This is a genomic window from Lapidilactobacillus dextrinicus DSM 20335 (assembly GCF_001436095.1).
Classification (GTDB): Bacteria; Bacillota; Bacilli; order Lactobacillales; family Lactobacillaceae; genus Lapidilactobacillus; species Lapidilactobacillus dextrinicus.
This window is the reverse complement of sequence record NZ_AYYK01000011.1, coordinates 38,926-62,328: the sequence shown is the minus strand read 5'-3', so window position 1 is coordinate 62,328 and position 23,403 is coordinate 38,926. Positions and strand designations below refer to the sequence as shown.

Below are 23,403 nucleotides of genomic sequence, written 5' to 3'. Positions count from 1 at the left end.
AGTGATATCGGTTGTCAGTTTTTGCAAGGGTTGAGCTGTATTCCAATCACGGTTAACTAAGTTCTCAAAGGTTTTATAAGGATTACCAGGCTTATTAAAACGTTTTTGCTTAAAGCAACAACCCCAGCCCATGACGTGACATAATTCTTTGAACTTTACTCACGCTACACTTCACCAGGCTGTTTTCAGTTAGTAGGGCATGAATTTTTCGGTACCCATAAAGAAAATGATTCTCAATACACAGTTGATGAATTCGGTTTTCAACTTCTGTCAGTGTGTATTCTTCATGCTTATTTAAATGCCGATAATACGTTGTTCTAGAAATACCTAGAATCTCACAAATTCTGGTAATTGAAATGTGGGTACCTAATGTCTTAATTAAGCGAATAGTAGACTGATTTACCACAACCTTTCCTTGATTAAATATTTTTTTACAACTTCTAATTCTTCCCGCATTTGTTTAATTTCTAAGTCCTTACGAACCTCATTTGGCAGTTCTAAATCGCCTTTCCTATATTTATATTGTTTTCCCTGCCCCTGTCTAAGTCGATAATATTCGCCATTTCTTAACCAACTGCGCCATGTATAAATAAGACCATCACTTTTAAGACCAAGTTGCTTACATATTTTACGTCCGCTCATACCAGAATTAAGAAGCCTAATGGCTTCTAGTTTAATTTCATACGAGTAATGATTATTAACCATAATAAAAACACCTCCGAATAAATTTTACTTTTTTCGAAAGTGCTTTTATATATTTGTATCAAATTATAACTTCAGTTCCTAAGGATATGCTTTTTGTCTTTCACTAAATAATAGTTAAGATACTCGTAAAAAAAAAAACTGAAATCGCTTGCATTTAGACTGACAAAGATTATAATTATTTTTGAACCGGTTCAATTCTGAAGCTACTAGTTAAAGTTGACATCAGCAGATTGATCATCTGCTAATTCCTACTATGCGGCGAAAGGGGATTTTACTTATCGTTAGAAAAGATATTGAGGAAAGTCTAGATGCTAATCAAGAAGAGTATACAGATTTATCGAAAAACCTGATTAAAAAAATTGAATGGTTTAAAGACCAAAAAATTGGGGTAATTTTTCATTTTGGTCTTTATTCACAAGCAGGTATTGTAGAGTCATGGCAACTCTCGAGAGAAGACACATGGGCTCGAAAATCACCATGGCGTCAGGATTTAACTCAGTTGCGCGAAGACTATTGGAACTTAGCAAAGCAATTTAAACCAGAGCATTTCGATGCAAATCTACTTGCAAAAGTAAGCCGCAAGGCAGGGTTTAAATATGCGATATTTACAACTAAACATCATGATGGCTTTAATATGTATAATACAAGACAATCTAACTATAGTATTACGGAGTATACAGGACGGGACCTTTTTGGCGAGTATGCCTATGCATTTCATAAAGAAAATATAGGTGTTGGTGCTTATTATTCAAAGGCAGATTGGCACTGCCCTTACTATTGGCAACCAGAAAGTGATCCTGTAGGACGTTATGCATCGTATGATCCGCTTAAACAACCTAAAACATGGAATAAGTTCAACAAGTTTGTTGAAAACCAGCTTTTAGAGCTGTGTAGTAACTATGGTTCAATCGATATACTTTGGCTAGATGGTGGATGGGTCAATCGAAAAAACAATGAGTTTCTGAATATGGATGCAATAGTTTCAAAACTACGAAAGAAACAACCCAACTTATTAGTTGTTGATCGAACTATTGGTGGTCGTTATGAAAATTATGTTACGCCAGAACGTAAAGTGCCAGATATTCCTCCAAAAAAGGCATGGGAAAGCAATATACCATTAGCAAAGAATTGGGGCTATGTTCCTAATGATGTATATAAATCATTTGAAGAAATTTTAGCGACCGTACTTAAAATTGTTTCATTAGGTGGTAATGTGGTTTTAGGTGTTGGCCCTAAACCAGATGGTTCTTTACCAAGCCAAGCTACTAAACTGATGAATCAACTGGGAAAGTGGTTAGGAATATTTGGAGAAGGCATTTATGAAACTCGACCAACTAATTTTAAGATTGATGGTTGGTTTTTTACGCGAAAAAAAGATATTATATACGGCTTTACACAGCGAAATGTTAATCCTAATAGTCTAAGGGGAAAAATACTAACTAAGCGTATTAAGAACATTTTACCGCTCAGTAATGACGTACCGTCAGATTCACCATATGTTGGTTATAAACTTGAACTGGATGATTTAACAAACTAAATATATTATTAACTTTTAGAAAATGAAAAGTAGAACTAAATTATTGAAATAGATTAAAGTTAAATAAAAATTATATATTTTAATTATGATTGAGGAGGCCGACAATGAACGTCATTGATAAAATTTCCGAAAAAATGTTACCGATTGCCGCAAGAATGAATAATCAGCGTCATCTAACAGCAATTCGTGATAGTTTTATTGGAACAATGCCATTAATTATGACTGCATCACTTTTTACGTTACTAAACTCATTGGTATTTTCAAATACAGCCGTGCAGAAGGTGATTGATTTATCTAGTCTAGCAAGTCTTGCAGTAATGGCTAGTAACGGCACTTTGGGAATTATCGCAATTCTTGTAGCGTATAATATTGGTGTGAATTTAAGCGAGTGGTATGTGAATAATCACAAGTTGAAAGCAGAAGGTTTTTCATCTACAAATGCTGGAGGGTTGGCAGTAAGTCTAATGTTTCTTATGATGCCAGCAACTGGAACTGTCGGTTTGACATCGGGTAAGACTGCAGAAGCAACTGGAATTTGGCTACAAAGCTTGACAGGTTCAGGGGGACTGTTTGTCGCAATGTTTGCTAGCCTTATTGGAACTGAATTATTTATCCGATTTTCTAAAATTGAAAAATTAAAAATTCATATGCCTGATGGGGTACCACCAGCAGTTGCTTCTACTTTTAATTCCTTAATACCAGAAATTCTTGTATTATTGGTTGTTATTGTCCCTACGTATATGTTGACAACTATGACTAGCTTAAGTATTCCAGATATTTTGACTGTTATTATTCAGAAGCCATTACAAGGATTAGTACTTTCAGGACCAGGAATGATTGTAATTCAACTCGTTTCTGATATTCTCTGGGTATTTGGTCTTCACGGATCAAGTATCTTATCGCCGATTACGACTGCACCACAGCTAGCTTCGATTCAGCAAAATATGGAAGCGTTTAATGCAGGAAAAACTGTTCCAAATATTGTTAATGCACCATTCATCGGAGCATATGGTTTACTTGGTGGTGGTGGTTGTATGCTAGCCTTGGTTATTGCATTATTTATTGTTTCTAATAACTCAGGACAGCGCTCAATTGCAAAATTAGCAAGTGCGCCAGTTATATTTAATATTTCAGAACCTATTATGTTTGGATTACCAGTTGTCATGAATCCTATCTTTATGATTCCCGCTGCACTACTCCCTTCAATTAATTTGACTATTGCTTATGTATTAACATCAATGAATCTAGTTGGGCGCTTTGTGGCAATTACACCCTGGATTGCGCCAATAGGTATTCAAACTTGGTTGGGAACCGCGGGTAATATACCTGCTGTACTTTTGACCTTTGCGTTACTTATACTAGATGTAGTTATCTATATTCCTTTTGTTATGGTTAGCAATAAAGTTAGAACTCACGAAGAACTTAATTAATTACGAGATTTATTTAATGTTGAAGGTCCCTTCACAGCAATTGAACGGGTTATGTTCGGATGTGAGGGGATTATGTATATCGATTAGTGATAGTTAGTGAGGGTGTAGTAATGCTAGAATATCAAGATCCTAACAAAACCATTGGAGAGCGAGTAAATGATTTACTCAGAAGAATGACTCTTCAAGAAAAGATGGGACAGATAAATCAACGATTATACGGTTGGGAATGTTTCACATTTGATCAAGCTACTAAAGAAGTACGTCTTACCAATAATTTTCTAGATCATCTCGACTGGGGAAGAGGGGTCGGGGCAATCTATGGCCTTTTCAGAGCAGATCCGTGGTCAAGAATCGATTATTCTACAGGAGTAGGATTAAAAGATGCTTGGCGAGTTGCAAATTGTGTTCAGCGGGAGGTGATCGCTCATTCACGTTTCGGAATCCCTGCATTGTTGACAGAAGAATGTCCTCACGGACATCAAGGATTAGACGGAGTTTCTTATCCAACAAATATTGGTAAAGGTAATAGTTTTGATCCTGAGTTAGTTGAACGTTCTGCACAACTTATGGCAAAAGAACTTGCGGTAAAGGGAATTAATCTTGCGCTAGTTTCTTCTTTAGATTTGGCGAAAGATCCACGGTGGGGACGAACAGAAGAATGTTTTGGTGAGGATCCATATCTTTCTGAACAAATGAGCCGCGCAATAGTTCGAGGATTTCAAGGAGATCTAATAGATCACACCATTCCATTAACCACTCAATTCGCTGCAGAAAGGCGATTCGATCAAATAGGTGTTGTACTTAAGCATTGTATTGCTCAAGGAGAGGCTCAAGGCGGACATAATTCTGGTACAGTAATTCTGGGCAATAGAGAATTTAGGGATATCTATGTTCCTTTAATATCCGGAGCACAAAATGCTGCGGGTGTTATGGCGGCATATAATGATATAGATGGTGTTCCATGTCATATTAATCCTGAACTTTTTCGTCAGATACTTCGAGAAGAAAATAACTATCAGGGTTTGGTTATGGCTGATGGTCTTGCGTTAGATCGACTGGACGATGTTTTTGATAATAAAGTGAATTCTGCAAATGCCGCGTTACAAGCAGGTGTAGATATTGGCCTTTGGGATGAAACGTATTCTCATGTTGCCGCAGGAATTAAAGCGGGCGTAATTGATGAAAGACTACTAGATGAGGCTGTAGGACATGTATTGGCGATTAAGTTTCGATTGGGATTGTTTGAACATCCTTATCTAAGCGATCCAACTGATCAAATTGATCAAATAATACAAGAATCACAGAAATGCAATGAACGGTTGGCAGAAGAAAGTGTAACACTTATTAAAAATGATGGTATACTTCCTCTGGATAAGTTGACTAAAAATATTGCTGTGATTGGACCGAGTGCCGACAAACTATATAATCTTTTAGGGGATTATACAGCACCACAAACTAAAGATATGAAGATGCACACAATATTTAGGGAAATTAAAGCAGCTCTTCCACAAAGTCGGGTAACCTATGCTTTAGGATGCGATGTTCGTGATAAAAATAATCAAAGTAAAAACTTAAAAGAAGCTATAAATGTCGCTCAAAATGCTGACGTAATTATTCTTGTTCTTGGGGGATCATCAGCGAGAAGTTTTGATATGGAATTTCTCAAAAATGGTGCTGTTTCCTCCAAGGGAATTAATATGGATTCTGGAGAAAATGTAGATGTTTCCGAACTAACACTTGGAGGTGCTCAATTAATACTTCTAGAGAAACTAGTTCAATTAAAAAAGCCTATTATTACAATAATGATTCAAGGTCGTCCCTATGATATTAGGGCTGTTCTAAAAAAAACCAATGCTGTTTTTATTGGATGGTTTCCGGGACAAATGGGTGCGCGTGCATTAACTAAATTAATTTTAGGACAATCGGAGCCAAGTGGTCGGCTAAGTATAAGTTATCCTCGAAACAGTGCTCAACTCCCCGTGTATTATTATCAGAGAGCTGCTTCTAAACAAGATGATTACTATGATGAAGCAGGTGCACCTTTGTTGACATTTGGAAGTGGAATTGGCTATACTTCCTTTAAATATCGTTCTTTACATGTAGACAGAGAAAAAAATAGGCTTAGGGTTACGGTGACCGTAGAAAATATTGGTCTCAGAGATGGGATTTTACCACTCTTAGTTTTTGCTCAAGCCCGTGGGGGACAAGTTTTGTCACATCATTGTTTACTTAAGGCATTTCAAAGAGTTAGTTTACATTCAAAAGAAAGACAAACTATTAGTTTAAATATCTCAATGGATAATTTGAAGCTGACAAACCTTGAACAAAAACAAGAACTACCGAATACAGTAAAGATCATTGTGGGTGATCTAATATCTATAGTTAGTTTGTAATGCGGAGGCATATAATAGTGGTATCAATTCGAGAAGTTGCGAAAAAAGCTGGGGTATCAGTGGGCAGCGTTTCGCGATACCTAAACGGTCAACGTTTAAAGAAAGAGAATATGGACCATATTCAATTAGCTATTGAAAGTTTAGGCTATCGGCAGAATATTATTGCTAAAGGACTAAAAAATAATCATAGTTTTGCGATTGGGTTACTAATGAATAACTTATCTAGTCGATTTAGTATGGACATTGTATCAAGCATTGAAGATATATTAGAGAAACATGGCTATGGAGTTATCATCAGTGGATTTAACGATAATAAGGACAGAGTTTCAGCCAAGCTAAGCTATTTACGGGAGCGCTCTGTGGACGGGTTAATTCTTTTTGAGGTTGGGGAAGACTGGCCAGGAATGGATGGACTAGCTGACGCTGGTATCCCAGTAGTTTCTTTACAAACTCCCAATAAGTTGGTTAATGTCGATAGTATGATTGGAAACGATCGGATAAGTGTGAAAACCGTTCTATCGCGGATGGTCACACAAGGAAATAAGAAAATTGGGGTTATTGTTGCTCCACAAAGAGATTACAGTGCTCGAGAACGTCTTTTAGGTGTTTATGATTCCCAAAGGGAGTATCCAGAAGTCGAGTTTGTTGTTTACCAAGGTGACTATTCTCGACTATCTGGTTATTGTGGTGCAAACGAGTTGATATCAGACGGTGTGGATGCTTTATTTGTATGTAACTACAATATGTCTTTAGGAACAATGGAGTTTTTTAGTAAATCGGGGCTACGGATAGATACAGATATTGCTTTTGGTCATTTTGACTATTTGGATCAACTAAATCAGCTTAACGATCAACGCTTAGTAATTCAACAACCGGCAACTATAATGGGACAGGTATGTGCTGAACGATTACTCTCACGGATTAATGGTACCGCTGAGAATATCGGTGCAACTTACATATTTGAAAATCAGATTATGGGATTTGGTAAGACTTCGATTGAGGTAACGCCAACTATTATTAAATAAAATTATGCTACGTTAACAATAAGGGATAGTGATCATTCTACCACAGAACATATTTTTATTAATATAAAATATTGGTAAAAATAGGAGGCGCTTTGGTTGAGGAATTCATATGGTTGATTCTCAATCATGAACTGATAAATATGATCTTATCAAGCTAATGATCGGTATTAGAATAGGAAACAGTATTTTAGATTTTATGTTTAGAATACCAAGTAATAGGAAACTAAATTACGTTAATTTGAATATTTCAAAAAACAGTTATTTTTGATAAACAGTGCCGGTTTGATAGGTATTGTTTAGACATAATAGCTGTTTTTAGTTAGTTTTTAAAACTGAAAGACGCGTTCAGGTGAAGCTGCGCCGTAACCAAAAACCTGTAATTGTCGGGATTGCGCGTTAATATCAATCACGTAACCGGCAAATTCGGTAATCGTGCCTTGTTGTCGATTCCAAGCACGATTATATTTCGTCGTTAATTGGTGTTTGGGCCCCATTAATGCACTACAATTCAATAAGACATACTGAATACCATCGACGCAGTAATTGTTTTCTGTGTGCAAATGTCCACAAATATAAGACCAGACTTGACCAGACTGCTGTTGACTAAAATCAAACGGTAAATCAACTGAAAAATCAGGATTAGTTGACTTGGGACACAAACGTCCCTTTAAATGCCGATTAAAGGCCACTAGCAGCTCGTGAACAGCATGACCGTTAAATTGTAAGCCTTCACTGCCATCGGCCTTCAACAGGTTAGCATGGCCCAAAACAACGATTTGTTTACCTGCACTTTGTTGCAGGACAGTAATTAGCTCCGCGATCTGTTGTTGACGAATTGCTAGGGTTAACTTAACATCGTATTTCTTCAAACCATTGGCTGTAATTAAGTAAGGCACATCACTGGTGTTCAGGACGATCACGCGGATTTGGCCCTTGTCAAAGTAACTCAAGCCTGTTTCGTAGCTTAACTGCTTAATCTGAGGTTGCGCCAATAATTTCTTATAGACGAGATTACCATAAGTATTGGCTTGGAAGCTGGGATAGTTATGGAAAAACTTCTCGTCATATTTATCATTCTCATCATGATTGCCTTTAGCCATGAAAAAAGGTGTTTTATCTTGATTGAGCGTTGCCACAATTTTACCTAAGTGAGCTTGACTAATATTACCGGGATCGGATCCGTCAATGGCATCGCCTAAGTGCCCTTTAAAATCGAGAATGCCTGTTTGATCCAGTAGGTTTAATTCTTCAATGTGTTGCTGACCATTACTGCCATAGTAAGTGTAGTTAGCGTCAGCCTTGTCATGCGTATCAGTAACCACACCTAAGGTTAATGAAGCTGGGGTTAATTTAGGATTAATCTGCTCCGCAAATGTTTGCAAATATGCTTTAACGAATTGGCGTGCGCCTAAAGGCAGTTCCGTGAGAGAATTATAACGTTTGAAATAAGAAGAGTAACTGCGGAAATAAAGGGGACCAGTTAGACCGTCGGCTTTTTGTCGGGGCAATAAAAGCTGTTGATGTTGCCGCGTTACGGCTAAGGTGTAAGGAACTTTTTTGCCATTTTCATTGGTTAAAGTGACCTTGAAGAACCCGGGATGACGGTAGTGTTCAAGCTGATTCAAACGTTGCTTATTAAGAAAATTGGAAAGTTTATTGATCATTGTTGTTTCCTAACGAATAACTTCATGAATTAATGGGGGTAATTCTGGTTTAGTTTCACCAATGGTAAAACTATTTAACACTTGAGCTTGAACTTCTTCTGGTGCTTCGGTATTGACGTAAAGGGTTGCTAAAGGTTCACCTGCTTTGACAGCATCACCTAGTTTTTTGTGCATCATGATGCCAACAGCTGGATCAACGATATCGTCTTTTTTAGCGCGGCCACCGCCGATTTTAACAGAAGCTAAGCCTAGTTCATTGGTTTCAATAGCTGTAATGTAACCAGAAGCTTGAGCGATGACGTCAACTTGACCATCTGCCTGTGGTAACTTTTCGGGATGGTCTACGATACTTGCATCGCCACCTTGATCCGTGATTAATTGCTTGAAAGCAGCTAATGCACTGCCGTCCTTAATGTGATCTTCTAAAATAGCACGCGCTTGGGCTGTAGTCTTGCTAATACCGGCAAGAACTAACATTTCTGCGCCTAAAATCAAAGTAAGTTCAGTGACATCTTCTGGACCTTCACCGCGCAAAACAGCGATCGATTCTTTAATTTCATTAGCATTACCAATGGCATAGCCTAGCGGCTGGTTCATGTCAGTTAAATAGGCCACACAGGGGACATTATTTTGCCGACCAATTGCCACTAAGGTTTCAGCCAGTTTACGGGCACGTTCTTCAGTCTTCATAAAAGCACCGTTACCAGTCTTAACGTCTAAAACTAAGGCGTTAGTGCCAGAAGCTAGCTTCTTACTCATAATAGAACTGGCAATTAAGGGAATCGATTCGACTGTAGACGTGACATCACGCAAAGCGTAGATCTTGCGATCGGCGGGGGCAACGTCTTTAGTCGCACTAATAATCGCTGTACCGTGTTCACTAACTTGTTTAATAAATTGGTCCACAGTTTCGTCAACATCATAGCCAGGGATAGCTTCTAGCTTATCTAAGGTGCCACCAGTATGACCTAAACCACGCCCAGAAATCATCGGGTTTTTAACGCCAGCGCTGGCCACTAAAGGCGCTAGCGGAATACTAATCTTATCGCCCACACCACCAGTAGAGTGTTTATCGACTTTAATACCCGGAATTAAATCTAGATTGAGGACTTCACCAGAATCTAACATCGCTTTGGCTAAGGCTGATGTTTCAGCATCAGTCATTCCATTCAAGTAGATTGCCATCAATAAGGCACTGACTTGATAATCAGGAATCCGATCAGCTGTATATTCATTAATAATGAAATTAATTTCTTCAGTCGTTAAAACTTCGTGGTCACGTTTCTTGGCAATTAAATCGATCATCCGCATCGTAAATTCCTCCTAAAGTTGTTTTGTGGAAGTTTGAAAAAGTACGGGCGTAGTGGCTGCCTGATACTAGATTACAACCCACTAAATAATGTGCTGGGCCTGATTGATAGCTTCCACGACGATTGCATAATTCTATACATATTTTAACAAATATAGCGCTTAAACGCGAACTAGGTCCTGATAAGTTTGGTTTATATTGAATTTAGCGCAGAAAAAAGCTATCTTGAAGATATTAAATTCAAATGAGGTGGATCATGTTAACTGTTCAAGAATTAAAAGCTTTACCTAAAGTTGAATTACATTGTCACTTAGATGGTTCATTATCCCTAAAAGCTATTCGCAAGTTAGCCCAAATGGCCGCCGTAGAATTACCAGCTTCTGATCAAGCTTTACGTGAGTTGGTGAGTGTGCCTGATGATATTGAAGATTTACTAGATTATTTAAAACGGTTTGATGTGATTTTGCCACTTCTACAAACCGCAGAAGCTTTAGAACTGGCCGCCTATGATGTCATTGAACAATGTGCTGCTGAAAACGTACGTTACATTGAAGTTCGCTTTGCACCTGATTTTTCAACGGAAAAAGGCTTAAGTGTTAGCGAAGCAATCGCCGCGGTGATTAAAGGATTACATCAAGCCCAAGCTGATTTTGGAGTGGAATCTGGTTTGCTGGTTTGTGCGATGCGTCAGTATTCTAATCAACGTAGTCAAATGATGTTTAAAGCTGCGCAACCATTTTTAGGCCAGGGATTAGTTGGAGGCGATTTTGCCGGTGATGAGGCTGATTTCCCCACAGAAGTGATTGAACCAGCGATTAAAACGGCCCAGCAATTAGGCATTCCGATGACACTGCATGCCGGTGAAAGTCACTGTGCCCACAATGTTATGGCGGCGTTAGCTTTGGGAATTCGCCGTTTTGGTCATGGTGTTGCTTTAGGTGGTCACGTCGATTTTCAAAAGCAAGTTAGTGAAGCCGATGGTGTTTTAGAAATGTGCCTCACCAGTAATCTACAAACTAAGGCTGTTAAAAACTTAGCCAGCTATCCAGTAGCAGAACTATTAGCTAATCAGGTTAAAATCACGATCAATACCGATAATCGAACAGTTTCCAATACAAATTTAACGAAAGAATATGATTTGTGGCAACGTCATTTTGGCATCACGAAATCACAATTTTTAGAAGTTAATTTAAATGCGATTAACGCGGCTTTTTGTTCGGCAACAATCCGACAACAAGTGATCCAAGATTTGCAAAAAGGTTATGCTGAAAACTAGTGATTAGCGCGGTTTTCGGCCAGTGCTGCTTGAATTTATGTGGCTTAACTTATATAGTTAAATGTATTAATTGACAAGGGATTGACACTTTAAATGACAACGACGAAATTTACCCCAATTTTATTGGGTAGCGATATTAATGTATACGGTATGGCTCGCTCATTTCACGAGCTAACTGGTGAAAAAATTCAAGCAATTGCCAGTGTTCAATATGCACCAACTCGCTTCAGCAAGATTGTTGAAGTTGAATTACACACCGGCTTTAATGAAGACCCGGTCTTTATCGAGACCATGCGCCAAATCGCTAAACGCTACGAAAATCATCAAGAACCCGTGATCTTGGTTTCTTGTAGCGATGGTTACACAGAATTAATTGCTAAACATAAAGAAGAACTAAGTAAAACCTTTGTGTGCCCATGTGTTGACTATGACTTCTTAAAACAGTTGAATAACAAGGAACGTTTCTACAAGATTGCTGAAGAACATCATCTACCTCATCCAGAAACAAAAATTATTACACCAGATGATTACAAACAACAAAACTTAAGCCAACCATTTGCTTATCCCGTTGCTTTAAAGCCTTCTGAAAGTGTTGATTGGTTAGACATTCACTTTGAAGGACGTAAAAAAGCTTTTACGATTCATTCCGATGAAGAGTTTAAAGACATTGTTGGTAAGATTTACGATAACGGCTATACCCACGATTTGATTTTGCAGGACTTTATTCCTGGCGATGATTCTAACATGCGGGTATTAAATGCTTATGTTGATCAAAATCATCACGTGAAGATGATGTGTTTGGGTCATCCTTTATTAGAAGATCCGACACCAGCTTCAATCGGTAATTATGTGACAATCTTGCCTGAATTTGATCAGAATTTATATGACACAGTGCAAAACTTCCTTGAAGAAATTAACTATACTGGTTTTGCTAACTTTGATATGAAGTTTGATGCGCGTGATGGTCAATTCAAGTTCTTTGAAATTAACTTGCGTCAAGGTCGCAGTAGCTTTTACGTGACTTTAAACGGTTATAACTTGGCTAAATTCCTAGTTGATGATTATGTTACTGGTGAATTGGCTGATGCAGCGACAATTTATGGCAACCAAAATAAAGCAACCCGTAAATTGTGGTTGGGCGTTCCTAAGAAGGCCTTTGAACAATATGCGGTTGATAATGAAGCTAAGCAAACTGCATTAGCGATGATTCGTGAAGATCGTTGGGGAACAACGCTGTTTTACCATGCTGATATGAATATTAAGCGTTGGGCGCTATTAACCTATGTTAACCATAACTACGTTAAGCGTTATGCTAAATATTTTGAAGCGAACAAAGGTCGCGATTTTAAGAAATAGGTTGTAGTAACTGAATTTAAAAAAATCGGTTTTGAATTAATTTTGAGTTATACTAATTGTGAGGTGAGTAGAATGGAAGATTTAGCCAACTATCAAGTTTCAACAATGCACTATTCACGGATTATGATTGCCGTTGATGATGATGATTTTGTTTCTTCACGACGGGCCTTTGATTATGCTTGTACCGTTGCCAAGGTTTACGATATCCCTTTGGCAGTGACGATGGTTTTGGAAACTGGTGATTTAAATATTTTCCAATCGTTGTCACCAGAAACGATTGAAACACGACGCGCAGAGATTACCAGAGACTTAAATATTTATTGTGACAAAGCCCGGGAATTTGGGGTAACGGATGTCACACCGATTCTAGCAGAAGGCAGCCCGAGCCATGAGATCGTTGAAACAGTCATTCCTGATTTTCGGCCAGATTTATTAGTGATTGGATCTGAAACTAAACCTGGTAAACGCAAGACGATCGGAACTCAGGCGGCTTATATTGCCCGCTACGCACCATGTTCGGTCATTATCGTTCGTTCAGATGCCCAAATTGCTCGCATGTTGAAGGACTTTGAAAAATAATACAAAATTCTAATTTATCCTGGTAATATTTTTGTAACTCCTGTTGTATAAATTGATTATGTGTTCTTACTCAATTATAATGGATGTTGTTATTGTTTTACTAGGAGGAAGTTATGCAAGGTCTCAATTTTATTCCAATTATTGTTGGTACTGATTTAAATACGTATAATATGGCTATTTCTTTTCATGAAAAATATGGAATTCATCCAATTCTAGTTGGATCAGCTCCTTTGTCATTTACTGAATATAGTACAATTCCTGGTCATATAGAGTATTTTGATAAACTACATCAACCTGCAGAATTTCCTAAAATACTGGAAATGGTCGCTAAGAAATATGCAAAACCCAATAAAAAGTTATTGTTAATTGGAACTAGCGATATGTATGTTCGCTATATTGTTGAAAATGCAGATTTTTTGAGTCAGTATTATGTTTTTAACTATCCTAGTCTGAAGTTGCTCAATAAATTGCAGTATAAGAAGAACTTTTATCAATTATGTAATGATTTAGAAATTGATTATCCGAAGACATATTTTTATAACTGTGCGTATAATGAACAACCGTTTCATGAGAAAATGATGTATCCAGTTGTTATTAAGCCAAGCAATGTTGTTAAATACTATGATATGCACTTTGAAGGAAAACAAAAGATATATCGGGTTAACTCTGAAAAAGAGGCTAATCAAGTTTTAACTTTGCTACATCATGCTCATTACGATGATGAGGCTATTATCCAAGAGTATATACCCGGTGATGATACTTATATGTATGATGGTGTTCTGTATGCTAATACACAGGGTAAGGTGCAACTAGTTGCTTTGGGACAGGTTGTTTTACAAGAGCATACACCTACAGCAATCGGTAATTATACTGCTGTCATTAGTCGTTATAATCTGCCGCTGATGCAGAAGATGCAGCTATTGTTAGAACAAATTCATTATACAGGTTTTGCTAATTTTGATATTAAATATGACAAGCGTGATCATAAATTCAAGCTGTTCGAAATTAATATTCGTCAAGGTCGTTCCAGTTATTATATTACACAAACTGGACATAATATGGCGCAATACTTAGTGGATGATTGTATTAATCATTTAGATAAATCCGTTGTTTATAATGAAAAGACGTTCTTATTTACTATTGTGCCGAAGATGGTATTGCGTCAATTTGTAGATAATACAGAGATAAATCAGGAATGTCGTCAATTAATTAGAAATAAGCAATGGGGCAATCCGTTATTTTATAAAGCTGATAAAAGTTTTAAACGCAAATTATTCTTAGCTGCACGCCAGACTAATTATGTTCGTAAATATAGAGATAACAAGTGGTAATTATAGAATTTAGTGAATTATAAAAACTCTCGTTCAAATTTATTGAACGAGAGTTTTTTGTTTGCGATCAAATGCGTAAATCCGCTAATTATTTGGTGACTGCTCACTTAAATATTGTAAGATATTTTGCCGGGTTAATAAGGCAATTGGTTGATCAGCACGTTTAATGACGACGCACTCTTGATTAACAAGTTCGGGTAAAACATCAGTTAGTGATGCATTAATATCAATGACTGTCGATGTTGGTGTTGATTGGTCGATTGGCTGCCAGTATTTGGTTAATTGACTAATCGGTTGGTTTAATAAATCTGATTGACTAGTGCTTGTTGCAAAGAATGAACGGACAAACTCGTTAACTGGATGTTCAGAAATTTCTTGAGGTGATGCCACTTGTAAGAGCTGACCTTGACGCATAACGCCGATGCGATCGCCTAACTTTAAGGCTTCGTTCATATCATGGGTGACGAAAACAATGGTCATTTGAAGGCGCTGATGCATCCGCAATAATAAATCTTGTAATTGCGTTCGCGAAAGTGGATCTAAGGCGCTAAAGGGTTCGTCCATTAAAATAACGCTGGGCTGTGTGGCCAAGGCGCGTAAAATACCCACCCGTTGTTGCTCACCGCCAGACAGTTCCGCTGGCATCCGATCACGATATTTTTCCGGTGGCAGTTCAACCTGGGTTAATAATTCGTCAACGGTTGTTTTGATTTTAGCGCGGTCCCAATGCTTCAATTCAGGAATTAAGGCGATATTTTGACCAACCGTCATGTTAGGGAAAAGGGCAATTTGCTGCAGAACATAACCAATATCCCAGCGTAAGTCACGTACTTTATAATCGGTGACGGCGCGCTTGTTAAAGTAGATTGTCCCGTTGGTTGGTTTAATTAATTGATTGATCATTTTTAAAGTGGTGGTTTTACCACTACCAGAAGTACCAACGAGAACGAATAGTTCATGTTCATTAATCGTCAGGGAAAGATCATCAACGGCCTTGGTGTCACCATAGATTTTGTTGACATGATCAAATTTAATCATTGGTGTGGTCATGTTATTTCCCCCTTAGTAAGTGATGTTTCATGAGATATTGACGAGCAACAGTAGCGGCTGATTTCTTTTTGACATTAACATCATAATTCATTTGCCGCATTTGTGCGTCAGTAATTTTGCCGTGAAGCTTGTTTAAACTTTTCACGATTTGCGGATACTTCTGCGCTGTTTCAGCACGCATTAACGGCGCCCCTTGATAATAAGGGAAGAGTTGCCGATCATCTTTCAGAGCTACTAAATGATAGCGGCGAATTTCAGAATCAGTCGAATAACCGTCGATTAAATTAACACTTCCGCGCTGAATGGCTTCGTAGCGCAATGACGGATCCATTGATTTTGTTTTAAAAGTAAGCCCATATTTCTTCTGCAGCCCTTTATAACCATCTTGGCGGTCCATAAATTCTAAATCAAAACCGGCTGTAATCTTATTTTCCACGCGCGCTAAATCGGAAATTGTTTTAAGCTGGTACTGTTGGGCAAATTTTTTCGTCACAATAACGGCGTAAGTATTGTTATAAGCCATTGGTTTTAAGTAAGTCAGTTGTTCTTGTTGCTGCAATAAGTTCTGAGCTAATTGATAGGTTTTATTTGCGGAATGGGGTACAGTTTGGCCAGCTGGTAACTTAACAAGGCCTTCAAGCACGGTCCCAGTAAATTCCGGATAAATATCAATTTGCTCACTTTTCAGAGCATTTAAGAGAAAACTAGTTTGACCAAAATTAGACTTCAGTACGACTTTTGCTTGGGGATTATCTTGTTTAATTAAGTCACGATACATATTAATTAGGATATCTGGTTCCGAGCCTAATTTACCAGCAATCGTAATTGTTGGTTGAGCGTTTTGGTAGGCGGTATAACCGCTGTAACCTAAACTACCCACAACAATTAAAGCTAGTGCCGTTAAAGAATAACGCAACTTAACCCGTTGTAAGACGCCGATTAACCAACTAAAGGCAATCGCCAATAAGGCAGCAGCAACGGCACCAATTAACGTTAAGGCACTATTATTACGATTAATGCCTAGCAAAATAAAGGTACCTAAACCGCCAGCACCAATTAAGGCAGCAAGTGTGGCAGTACCAATAATTAAAACTAAGGCGTTGCGGACACCAGCAATAATTTCCGGCATGGCTAAAGGCAGTTCAATGCGAAATAATTTTTGCCAGCGCGACATCCCAAAAGCTTCAGCCGCCTCTTTTAAGGACGGGTCAATATTGGTAATCCCTAAGTAAGTATTCTGAAAAATTGGTAAAATCGCATAAATCACTAAAGCAATGGTTGCCGGAACGTTACCAATGCCGACAATCGGGATTAGTAAGCCCAGTAGTGCCAGTGACGGAATTGTTTGTAAAACACCGGCGACTTGTAAAAAGAATTCTGCTAATTTATGATGGTTCGTTACCGCAATGGCTAAAGGAATCGCAATAAACATCGCAATCACTAAAGCTAGTAAGGAAATTTGAATATGTTGGAGCAGAGCTTGAATTAAGTCCGTGCGCCGCTCAATTAATGTTTGTCCGATCTCTGTCACAAGTTTAACCTCCGACCTCATTAAAGTCGTGATATTTTAATACTAAATATAGGTGCTTTAACTATTGTAAGCATCTGTCCGCTAAATTAACAGTAATTAGATTTTGATTATCTTTGAAATTGTTAGGTGCTAGACCAGAATTATTGAAGCAGACGATGATATTTTATTTTGGTAAACTATTGGTATTAATTAGCTAAGAGGCCTTAATATGAAAATCATTATTTCACCAGCAAAAAAGATGGTCGTTAATCCCGACGACATTGTTGAGATCACCCGACCACAATATTTCGAGCAGACACAGACCATTTTAAAAACATTACGCCAGCTTTCTTACCCTGAATTAAAAACGCTTTGGCATTGCAGTGAGCAACTAGCCCAGAAGAATTATCAGCAACTCCAACAAATCGACTTAACCAAACAATTAACACCAGCATTGTTTGCTTATTCTGGTATTCAATATCAATATATGGCACCAGATTTATTCACTGGGCCTGCTTTTAATTATGCTCAACAACACTTGCGAATTTTATCAGGGTTCTATGGCGTTCTGCGTCCTTTTGACGGCGTGGTGCCTTATCGATTAGAGATGCAGGCCAAATTATCCGTGGCTGATAGTCAAAATCTCTATGCTTTTTGGCAGCAGCGACTTTACGATGCCGTGGCGCCAACAGACGAGCCGATTATTAACTTAGCCTCACAAGAATATAGCAAATGCATTGCCAAATACACCACATCACCAAAGCAAATGATCGATATTGTTTTTGGACATTTAATTAATGGCAAAATAAAAACACGAGCCACTTTAGCTAAAATGGCCCGCGGACAAATGGTCCGTTTCATGGCGGAGAATAACGTTCAGAGTATTGAGGCATTACAAGCCTTTAATGATTTTAATTATCAGTATCAACCCGAATTATCGGCAGAAAATAAATTAGTTTTTTTGAACACCGCTGATTAATTTTTTGAAAAATTTATATTGGCAAATCAACGAATCGGCATTTTTAAGATACGAACAATTTAAAAATAGGCGCAATCACAACTGACTTGATCAAAGTCGGTCATGATTGCGCCTATTTAACTATTTATCGTCTGGTTAAATTCAATAACGACGATTTTGTTGTCATCAATTATTTAGCTAACTGTTTGTCACCATGTTTGAAAGTATAGTGATATAAACCAAAGTTGATTAAAATCAAAATACCGACAAAGATGAACATGTGTTGTGTACCAGATTGCATAACGCTAGCAGCGTTTGAACCAGAACCAGAAGCTAAGAAACTAGAAGCAACGGCCGTACCAATTGAACCAGCAAATTGATTCAACGTATTGAAAATGGCATTGGCATCTGTTTCTTGTTCTGGGCCAACGATAGTTAAGGCGTAAGTCATCGTGTTGGCAAAGGCCATATTCATACCAATAGCAAAGATTGCGTAGTAAATCAAGATTAAAACTGGTGATAAATTGAAACTAAAGATAGCAAACAAGACAATGGCTAAGAAGAATAAGGTATTACCCATTGTAATTGGTCGCTTAGCACCGTATGAATCATACATACGACCCCAAAGCGGTGTTGATAAACCAGCAATTAAGCTACCAGGTAACATAATCAAACCAGCAATGAGTGAAGTAGAGTGATCGGCAATTTGAGCATAGTTAGGTAAGACGAAGTTAATCCCAATATTAGTAAATTGAATAAAGATATAAGCTAACAGCGCCGTGACGAAGACGCGGTTTTTGAAAATTTTGAGACTAACCAAAGTACGAGTACTACGTTTAGAAACAGCAATGAAACTAGCTAACGCAATCACCATGACGATTAAGGCAATGCCGAATTGACCGTTAATCCAGCCTAAGGTGCTGACGGTATTGAAACCTAATGTCAAACTAATAAAGACAACGCCTAATAAGATTAAACGTAGCCAGTCAAAGCGTTCCTTACGTAAAGGTGTAACTTGTTCGATTGAAAGCCCCAATAATAAGCCGATGAACATCAGAGGCAATAAAATCCAGAAAATATCACGCCAGGTTAAAAAGAAGACAACCACACCACCAAAAGTTGGTCCTAAGGCTGGCGCTAAGGAAACAATCAAACCACCTAAGCCCATGAATACACCACGTTTAGCTAATGGTGCCCGTTCAAGAATGATATTGAATAGTAATGGCAATAAGATACCAGTCCCAATTGCTTGAATCATTCGACCAGCTAAAAGAATGGTAAAGTTATTAGCTAACGCACAGAAAATATCACCAATAATGGAGAAAATAGCACCAGCCATGAAAATATAACGTTCTTTAAAACGACCTTTAATGTATGAAGAACAAATGATAACTAAGGAAACAACAAGTAAGTAACCAGTTGTGACCCATTGGACTGTACTTAAGGCTACCCCGAATTCCTTAGTTAAAGTAGGGAAGGTAACGTTCATTGAGGTTTCAATGAGAATACCAATGAAAGCCATCAGTGCAGCTGCGATAATTGAAAGTAAATCGCGTTTAGACATTTTTGTATTTTGATCCATTTTTTTCTTTCTCCCGTTCGTGTGATAAGGCAGATTTTAATAATAACGATTGAATTATTTTGCGCTCTTCACTCGTTAAATTACCGAATGCCATTTCTTCGGCATGCTTCGTTGCTTCATAAAGGGGGCGATGTAGGGCTTCGCCTTGCTTGGTTAAATAAAGATGCCCGACCCGTTTATCCTTTTCATCAGGCCGCCGTTCTAAGTAGCCTAGCGCGATTAGCTTAGATACTGCCCGCGTAATCGTACTATGATCTAAAAACATCGTCCGTGTCAGTTCGTCCTGGGTAGCACCAGGGTGATCATTAACGAAAAAAATGAAAAAATAATTATTTTCATTAAGCCCATACGGTTTGACGTTCCGTTTTAGATCGTTTTGGATGATACGACTGAGAACACTAATACCTTGAACTCGATCCTTGTTGTTAGAAATCAATAAATATCAACCTCCATTTATGTGCAACTGCACATATGTAACGAATACTTAGTTTATGCTTTGTTTTCAGAAAAGTCAAATCATATTTTTGAAAAGAACCGAAACCATATTAAAAACGTTATCTCCTATGAAGGAAATAACGTTTAAACAAGCTGATTTAATCAGCTTCTAGTTAATGTTAATGGATTGTAAGAAGGGGGATGCTTATTATTTGTTTTTCAATAAATCCTCGATCGAATTAATATTAGTCATGTATTTCGGCACAGCTAAACCAACACGGGCACCCTTTAAGTTGGCACCTAAATCAACAAACTGACCTTTATAATCAGAATAGAACTTGGCTGAAGTTGTGGGTAACCAAGCGGCCACTTGGGCATCAGCAACATTAGTGGCAATTGAAGCCCACATTGGCTGCATTTCCATCGCCTGAATGGTGACTTTGTAGCCTAAACCACGTAAAACTTCGGCGACAACATTAGTTGAAGCAATTTCAGAATCCCAAGCTACATAAGTTAATTTTAGGGTTGGCTTTCCAGAGACTTTTTTAAGGCCTTTAGTCCATTGTTGAACTTTTTTGGGATTAGCTTTGAGCCATTGCTGAGCAGCTTTTTGCGGATCTTTACCGTTATTCACTTGAATCATGACTTGAGACATTTCTGCTGGTGTCCAATAGAAGCGATCCAGCATTTCATAAGCAGTTGGCTGATCTTGTTTTAAGCCTTTACGGACAATGGTATGAATGCTTTCGCTTTTACCATAGACATGTTTAGGATCCTTCAAGAACTTAATCGGGTATTTGGTAAACATCCAATGTGGTTGCCAGCCGGTAATCACGATTGGTTGTTTATGCCGAATCGCTTTATCCAACGTGCTTGTCATAGCAGCCGTTGAACTAGTTTGTAATTGCCAGTTGTCTTTAGCGAGTCCATAAGCAGAGAGTGCTTTTTGAGTCGACGCCATAATTCCAGCACCGGCATCAATTCCGGTAATCGTATAGTTAATTTGTGGCCCCAGCGCTTTTTTAGCTTGATATTTAGGCACTTTAGTACTGCAACCACTCAGTAGGACGAGCAACGTTAAGACGACGGGTATAAATAATCGTATTTTTTTACGCACGTATAAAACCTCCTACTTGTTCTTTTGCTTGTTAAAGGATTGGGTCACACGGTCTAAAATGATTGCTAAAATAACAATTGCAAAACCGGCTGTAAAGCCACTACCGGCGTCATTTCGTCCCACGGCGAAGTAAACTTTGGTCCCTAGACCCATTGCACCAATCATTGAAGCAATGACAACCATCGATAAGGATAACATCATGCTTTGGTTAACACCGGCCATAATAGTTGATTTAGCCAAAGGCAATTGGACTTGTGTCAAGGTTTGCCAACTTGTTGAACCAAAGGAATCAGTCGCCTCAATTAAATCATGAGGTACTTGGCGAATACCTAAATTGGTCATACGTACCGTTGGTGGCATGGCAAAAATAACAGAAGCCACAACACCAGGAGCCATCCCAATTCCAAAGAAGGCAACAGCGGGAATCAAGTAAACAAAGGCCGGCATGGTTTGCATAAAGTCCAAAATTGGATTGACAATTGTCCGCACACGATTACTTTTAGCCATCCAAATCCCTAATGGAATACCGACAATAATCGCAATTAGGCTAGATGTTAGTACCAAAGTTAGAGTTTGGGTCATGTCACGCCAATAACCTTGATTGGCAATATACCAAAAGCCGATGAGCTCTAAGATTAAAAGCGACCACTTTTGTTTCTTACGGTTTAAATAAAAGGTAATTGCCATAATGAGTACAACGAAGAGCCATTGTGGTAATAAGTCAAAAACCCATTGAAATGAGTTAATAATCGCATTTAAAAAGTTTGTTACACCTTGAAAGAAACCTTCAAATTGGGTTAACCAATTAACAAAGGCGTTGATCCATTTAGCTAAAGGTAATTTAGGTAAATTAAGCATTAGCTTCGCCTCCATTTCCATTTAAAGCATCCAAAACAGCACCACGAATGATGATACCTTGTAAACGTTGCTGGTCATCTAAGACTGCAATTGGCACCGGAGTATGTGAAGCTTCATCCATCATATTTTTCAGTGGCGTATCGAGGGCAACAGTTGGCACATCAGGATTGATAATACTACCTAATGACCGTTTGTCAGCGCGGATTAACTCAATGACATCGGTGGAGTCAATAATACCAACAAGATGATGACGACCATCAATTACATATAAACTTGAAATCGAGTTCTCTCGCATTCGCCGTAAAGCTAGACGTGGACCGTCTTTTTCAATATTAACTGTAACGGGACGAATCATCACTTTACTGGCCGTAAGGACTTTACTACGATCAACATCTTCAATGAAGCGTTCAACGTAATCATTAGCCGGGTGGGTCAAAATATCTTCCGGTGTGCCAATTTGTACAATTTCGCCGTCGCGCATAATCATAATATGATCGCCAATCCGTAAGGCTTCATTTAAATCATGCGAAATAAAGATAATGGTTTTGTGCATGTTCTCTTGCAGGTCTAATAATTCGTCCTGCATATCTTTACGATTTAACGGATCTAAAGCTGAGAAAGCTTCATCCATTAAAAGGATTTCTGGGTCGTTAGCTAATGCCCGGGCTAAACCCACCCGTTGTTGCATCCCACCAGATAATTGGGTTGGATATTGGTCGTTATAACCAGCTAAGCCCACCATTTCTAAGGCTTCATTAGCTTTTTGTTCACGAGTAGCTTTATCGACGCCTTGAATTTCTAAGCCATATTCAGCGTTTTCTAGAACTGTTCGGTTAGGTAATAATGCGAAGTTCTGAAAAACCATGCTCATCTTATGCCGGCGCATTTCTCGTAATTCATCTTTTGACATGGTCATAATATCTTGACCGTCAAGAATTACTTGGCCATTAGTTGGTTCGATTAACCGATTCATCATCCGAATCGTGGTGGATTTACCACTACCTGATAAACCCATAATGACAAAAATTTCGCCGTCATTAACTGTAAAATTAGCGCGATCGACACCAATGGTAGCGCCAGTCTCTTTTAAAATATCAGCTTTACTAACGCCGTCTGTTAAGAGTTTCTTAGCTTTGCTAACGCGCTTGCCAAAAATCTTCGTTAAATTTTTAACCTCAACCTTGGTCGTCAAAAAATCAACCTCCTTAGTTTCTCTTAGCCCATTTTAAAGACTAAATATACAAAAAAAGAAACTCATCTAGTTTGACGAGTTTCTGTTTTGAACGTC

20 protein-coding genes are annotated in these 23,403 nt (G+C 38.2%); 9 read left to right on the top strand and 11 right to left on the bottom strand.

Translation table 11 applies throughout. The features are described from left to right. Nucleotides 1–109: 109 nt before the first annotated feature. The gene (locus FC84_RS09210) at nucleotides 110–406 is read right to left on the bottom strand and encodes an IS3 family transposase (RefSeq protein ID WP_162257969.1); all 297 of its coding nucleotides are present in this window, start codon (nucleotides 404–406) and stop codon (nucleotides 110–112) included. Further along, nucleotides 400–705: a helix-turn-helix domain-containing protein gene (locus FC84_RS06350; protein WP_057756955.1), complete on the bottom strand. Its 306-nt coding sequence runs from the start codon at nucleotides 703–705 to the stop codon at nucleotides 400–402. The genes FC84_RS09210 and FC84_RS06350 overlap by 7 nt, the downstream gene beginning before the upstream one ends. A 253-nt stretch (nucleotides 706–958) precedes the next feature. On the opposite strand from FC84_RS06350, the gene FC84_RS06345 reads away from it, so the two are divergent. The 4 genes from FC84_RS06345 (at nucleotide 959) to FC84_RS06330 (ending at nucleotide 7,090) form a co-directional block, all read left to right on the top strand. Continuing rightward, nucleotides 959–2,242 carry an alpha-L-fucosidase gene (locus FC84_RS06345; protein ID WP_057756953.1) on the top strand — a complete coding sequence of 428 codons (1,284 nt, stop codon included), beginning with the start codon at nucleotides 959–961 and terminating at the stop codon, nucleotides 2,240–2,242. Nucleotides 2,243–2,346: 104 nt separating this feature from the next. Next, nucleotides 2,347–3,672 carry a PTS sugar transporter subunit IIC gene (locus FC84_RS06340; protein WP_057756951.1) on the top strand — a complete coding sequence of 442 codons (1,326 nt, stop codon included), beginning with the start codon at nucleotides 2,347–2,349 and terminating at the stop codon, nucleotides 3,670–3,672. Between the two features lie 110 nt (nucleotides 3,673–3,782). Further along, on the top strand, nucleotides 3,783–6,065 hold the full coding sequence (locus tag FC84_RS06335) for a glycoside hydrolase family 3 N-terminal domain-containing protein (RefSeq protein WP_057756949.1): 2,283 nt from the start codon (nucleotides 3,783–3,785) through the stop codon (nucleotides 6,063–6,065). 17 nt (nucleotides 6,066–6,082) lie between these two features. Next, entirely contained in the window at nucleotides 6,083–7,090 is a 1,008-nt protein-coding gene (locus FC84_RS06330) for a LacI family DNA-binding transcriptional regulator (RefSeq protein WP_057756947.1), read from the top strand. A gap of 326 nt (nucleotides 7,091–7,416) precedes the next feature. On the opposite strand, the gene FC84_RS06325 is transcribed toward FC84_RS06330, so the two are convergent. Both FC84_RS06325 and FC84_RS06320 read right to left on the bottom strand, forming a co-directional pair. After that, nucleotides 7,417–8,754 (bottom strand): metallophosphoesterase family protein, encoded by a 1,338-nt coding sequence (locus tag FC84_RS06325; protein ID WP_057756945.1) that lies wholly within the window; start codon nucleotides 8,752–8,754, stop codon nucleotides 7,417–7,419. Between the two features lie 9 nt (nucleotides 8,755–8,763). After that, the gene (locus FC84_RS06320) at nucleotides 8,764–10,065 is read right to left on the bottom strand and encodes a pyrimidine-nucleoside phosphorylase (protein ID WP_057756943.1); all 1,302 of its coding nucleotides are present in this window, start codon (nucleotides 10,063–10,065) and stop codon (nucleotides 8,764–8,766) included. Between the two features lie 254 nt (nucleotides 10,066–10,319). On the opposite strand from FC84_RS06320, the gene add reads away from it, so the two are divergent. The 4 genes from add to FC84_RS06300 all read left to right on the top strand — a co-directional run bounded on the left by add (nucleotide 10,320) and on the right by FC84_RS06300 (nucleotide 14,605). Then, nucleotides 10,320–11,339 (top strand): adenosine deaminase, encoded by a 1,020-nt coding sequence (gene add / locus FC84_RS06315; protein WP_057756941.1) that lies wholly within the window; start codon nucleotides 10,320–10,322, stop codon nucleotides 11,337–11,339. 93 nt (nucleotides 11,340–11,432) lie between these two features. Further along, a complete protein-coding gene (locus FC84_RS06310; protein WP_057756939.1) occupies nucleotides 11,433–12,695 on the top strand; it encodes a carboxylate--amine ligase in 1,263 nt (420 codons plus the stop codon). A gap of 72 nt (nucleotides 12,696–12,767) precedes the next feature. Next, the gene (locus tag FC84_RS06305) at nucleotides 12,768–13,274 is read left to right on the top strand and encodes a universal stress protein (protein ID WP_057756937.1); all 507 of its coding nucleotides are present in this window, start codon (nucleotides 12,768–12,770) and stop codon (nucleotides 13,272–13,274) included. Between the two features lie 113 nt (nucleotides 13,275–13,387). After that, the gene (locus FC84_RS06300) at nucleotides 13,388–14,605 is read left to right on the top strand and encodes a carboxylate--amine ligase (RefSeq protein ID WP_057756935.1); all 1,218 of its coding nucleotides are present in this window, start codon (nucleotides 13,388–13,390) and stop codon (nucleotides 14,603–14,605) included. 84 nt (nucleotides 14,606–14,689) lie between these two features. On the opposite strand, the gene FC84_RS06295 is transcribed toward FC84_RS06300, so the two are convergent. Beyond that, a complete protein-coding gene (locus FC84_RS06295; protein ID WP_057756933.1) occupies nucleotides 14,690–15,655 on the bottom strand; it encodes an ABC transporter ATP-binding protein in 966 nt (321 codons plus the stop codon). A 1-nt stretch (nucleotide 15,656) separates the two neighbouring features. Next, nucleotides 15,657–17,186: an ABC transporter permease/substrate-binding protein gene (locus tag FC84_RS06290; protein ID WP_151425867.1), complete on the bottom strand. Its 1,530-nt coding sequence runs from the start codon at nucleotides 17,184–17,186 to the stop codon at nucleotides 15,657–15,659. A gap of 208 nt (nucleotides 17,187–17,394) precedes the next feature. Between FC84_RS06290 and yaaA the strand changes: the two genes are divergently transcribed. Next, complete coding sequence (yaaA, locus tag FC84_RS06285; RefSeq protein ID WP_057756929.1) at nucleotides 17,395–18,144, top strand: peroxide stress protein YaaA; 750 nt, start codon at nucleotides 17,395–17,397, stop codon at nucleotides 18,142–18,144. Between the two features lie 169 nt (nucleotides 18,145–18,313). Here yaaA and FC84_RS06280 read toward each other — a convergent pair whose 3' ends face one another. The 5 genes from FC84_RS06280 to FC84_RS06260 form a co-directional block, all read right to left on the bottom strand. Continuing rightward, on the bottom strand, nucleotides 18,314–19,705 hold the full coding sequence (locus FC84_RS06280) for a DHA2 family efflux MFS transporter permease subunit (RefSeq protein ID WP_057756927.1): 1,392 nt from the start codon (nucleotides 19,703–19,705) through the stop codon (nucleotides 18,314–18,316). Further along, nucleotides 19,680–20,141, bottom strand: a complete 462-nt coding sequence (locus FC84_RS06275) for a MarR family winged helix-turn-helix transcriptional regulator (protein WP_057756925.1) — start codon at nucleotides 20,139–20,141, stop codon at nucleotides 19,680–19,682. Before FC84_RS06275 ends, FC84_RS06280 begins: the two co-directional genes overlap by 26 nt. 207 nt (nucleotides 20,142–20,348) lie before the next feature. Next, a complete protein-coding gene (locus FC84_RS06270) occupies nucleotides 20,349–21,257 on the bottom strand; it encodes a glycine betaine ABC transporter substrate-binding protein (protein WP_057756923.1) in 909 nt (302 codons plus the stop codon). 12 nt (nucleotides 21,258–21,269) lie between these two features. Further along, a complete protein-coding gene (locus FC84_RS06265) occupies nucleotides 21,270–22,115 on the bottom strand; it encodes an ABC transporter permease (protein ID WP_057756922.1) in 846 nt (281 codons plus the stop codon). Further along, nucleotides 22,108–23,307: a quaternary amine ABC transporter ATP-binding protein gene (locus FC84_RS06260; RefSeq protein WP_057756920.1), complete on the bottom strand. Its 1,200-nt coding sequence runs from the start codon at nucleotides 23,305–23,307 to the stop codon at nucleotides 22,108–22,110. The genes FC84_RS06265 and FC84_RS06260 overlap by 8 nt, the downstream gene beginning before the upstream one ends. Nucleotides 23,308–23,403 lie beyond the last annotated feature (96 nt).

Bases quoted from the DNA above. Each gene is read 5' to 3' on its own strand.
- FC84_RS06350 (WP_057756955.1), bottom strand. From the start codon at position 705: ATGGTTAATAATCATTACTCGTATGAAATTAAACTAGAAGCCATTAGG.
- FC84_RS06280 (WP_057756927.1), bottom strand. From the start codon at position 19,705: ATGGATCAAAATACAAAAATGTCTAAACGCGATTTACTTTCAATTATC.
- FC84_RS06325 (WP_057756945.1), bottom strand. From the start codon at position 8,754: ATGATCAATAAACTTTCCAATTTTCTTAATAAGCAACGTTTGAATCAG.
- FC84_RS06340 (WP_057756951.1), top strand. From the start codon at position 2,347: ATGAACGTCATTGATAAAATTTCCGAAAAAATGTTACCGATTGCCGCA.
- add (WP_057756941.1), top strand. From the start codon at position 10,320: ATGTTAACTGTTCAAGAATTAAAAGCTTTACCTAAAGTTGAATTACAT.
- yaaA (WP_057756929.1), top strand. From the start codon at position 17,395: ATGAAAATCATTATTTCACCAGCAAAAAAGATGGTCGTTAATCCCGAC.
- FC84_RS06300 (WP_057756935.1), top strand. From the start codon at position 13,388: ATGCAAGGTCTCAATTTTATTCCAATTATTGTTGGTACTGATTTAAAT.
- FC84_RS06320 (WP_057756943.1), bottom strand. From the start codon at position 10,065: ATGCGGATGATCGATTTAATTGCCAAGAAACGTGACCACGAAGTTTTA.
- FC84_RS06305 (WP_057756937.1), top strand. From the start codon at position 12,768: ATGGAAGATTTAGCCAACTATCAAGTTTCAACAATGCACTATTCACGG.
- FC84_RS06265 (WP_057756922.1), bottom strand. From the start codon at position 22,115: ATGCTTAATTTACCTAAATTACCTTTAGCTAAATGGATCAACGCCTTT.
- FC84_RS06310 (WP_057756939.1), top strand. From the start codon at position 11,433: ATGACAACGACGAAATTTACCCCAATTTTATTGGGTAGCGATATTAAT.
- FC84_RS06335 (WP_057756949.1), top strand. From the start codon at position 3,783: ATGCTAGAATATCAAGATCCTAACAAAACCATTGGAGAGCGAGTAAAT.
- FC84_RS06345 (WP_057756953.1), top strand. From the start codon at position 959: ATGCGGCGAAAGGGGATTTTACTTATCGTTAGAAAAGATATTGAGGAA.
- FC84_RS06295 (WP_057756933.1), bottom strand. From the start codon at position 15,655: ATGACCACACCAATGATTAAATTTGATCATGTCAACAAAATCTATGGT.